This is a genomic window from Microbacterium sp. K35 (assembly GCF_004794375.1).
GTDB classification, from domain to species: domain Bacteria; phylum Actinomycetota; class Actinomycetes; order Actinomycetales; family Microbacteriaceae; genus Microbacterium; species Microbacterium sufflavum.
The window spans coordinates 1-1611 of the sequence record NZ_SSDM01000377.1 but is presented as its reverse complement, the minus strand read 5'-3'; the positions used below and the strand labels follow the sequence as shown (position 1 = coordinate 1611).

Genomic DNA, 1611 nt, shown 5'->3' with positions numbered 1-1611 from the left:
GCGGAGGCCACGGCCGCCGCTGCCCTGGCGCGCCGCATCTCGGTCGGCGCCCACCACCGCGCGGACGCGGAGCCCGCCGCCCCCGCCACCGCCCGTCCCCCGATCCTGGAGACCGTCTGATGCTCACCCGTGCCACCCTCACCCGCGTGGTCGGCGCCGCCCTCGAGGAGGACGCCCCGTGGGGCGACCTGACCAGTGCGACGCTGCTGCCCGCCGACGCCACCGCGACCGCCGACCTCGTCGCCCGCGAGCCCGGCGTGTTCAGCGGCGGAGAGGTGTTCGCCGCCGCCTTCACCCTCACCGACCCGGAGGTCACCGTGGACCTGCACGTGGGCGAGGGCGACGCGTTCGCTGCGGGTGACGTGCTCGCGACCGTGACCGGAGCCGCCCGCAGCCTGCTGACCGCCGAGCGGGTGGCGCTGAACTTCACGCAGCGCATGTCGGGCATTGCGACCCTCACCGCCGCGTACGTCGCGGCGGTCGAGGGCACGCGCGCCCGCATCGCCGACACCAGGAAGACCACTCCGGGGCTCCGGGCGTTCGAGCGCCACGCCGTCGCCTGCGGGGGTGGCCGCAATCACCGCTTCTCCCTGTCCGACGCGGTCATGGCGAAGGACAACCACCTCGCGGTGCTGCAGCGCAGCGGTCTCGACCTGGCGTCGGCGCTGCGCGAGGCCGTGGCGCGACTGCCGCACACCGCGCACGTCGTGGTCGAGGTCGACAGGCTCGACCAGATCCCCGCGGTGCTCGACGGCGGCGCGCACACGGTGCTGCTGGACAACTTCACCCCGGACGAGCTGCGCGCCGGCGTCGCTGTGATCGACGGTCGCGCGACCGCGGAGGCTTCGGGCGGCGTCGACCTCGACACCGTGGCCGCGATCGCCCGCACGGGAGTGGACGTCATCTCCGTCGGGGCGCTCACCCACTCGGCCCGCGCGCTCGATCTCGGCCTGGATCTGCGGATCGACTGACGCCGTGCTGTACCTCGACCACGCCGCCACCTCCCCCGTCCGCCCGGAGGTGCTGGCCGCGATGCAGCCGTACCTCACGACGGTGTACGGCAACCCCGCCAGCCACCACACCGCGGGAGAGGCGGCGGCGGAGGCCCTCGAGGACGCCAGGGCCAGGGTCGCGCACGTGCTCGGGATGCGCCGCGGCGACGTCGTGTTCACCAGCGGCGGCACCGAGGCGAACAACCTCGCGGTGAAGGGACTGGTGCTCGGCGCGCTGAGCTCGGGGCGCCGGCACGTCGTGGTGTCGCCGATCGAGCACGAGTCGATCCTGGAGTCGGCCGCGTTCCTCGCGCGGTTCCACGACGTGGAGGTGACGGCGCTCGACGTGGGGCCGGACGGCCGCGTCACCACCGAGGCCCTCGCCGCCGCGCTCCGCGATGACACGGCACTGGTCGCGCTGGGGCACGCGAACAACGAGATCGGCACGGTGCAGGACGTCGAGGCCCTTGCCGCGGTCACCCGTGCGCGGGGAGTGCCGCTGCACCTCGACGCCGTGCAGTCGGCGGGCTGGCTGCCGCTGCGCGACCTCGGCGCCGACGCGGTGTCGATCGCCGGGCACAAGCTGGGCGCCCCCAAGGGCACGGGCGCGCTCGCGGTG

Annotated in this window: 2 protein-coding genes; both read left to right on the top strand. The window is 74.9% G+C overall.

All coding sequences use genetic code 11. From position 1 onward, the window contains the following. The first annotated feature begins 119 nt into the window (after nt 1-119). Nucleotides 120-971, top strand: a complete 852-nt coding sequence (gene nadC / locus DW299_RS15785) for a carboxylating nicotinate-nucleotide diphosphorylase (RefSeq protein WP_136037137.1) — start codon at nt 120-122, stop codon at nt 969-971. A gap of 4 nt (nt 972-975) precedes the next feature. Further along, nucleotides 976-1611: cysteine desulfurase family protein (locus DW299_RS15780; protein WP_136037136.1), on the top strand; the 636-nt coding region annotated here is incomplete at its 3' end.

Coding starts and splice junctions, on each gene's coding strand:
- nadC (WP_136037137.1), top strand. CDS start 120: ATGCTCACCCGTGCCACCCTCACCCGCGTGGTCGGCGCCGCCCTCGAG.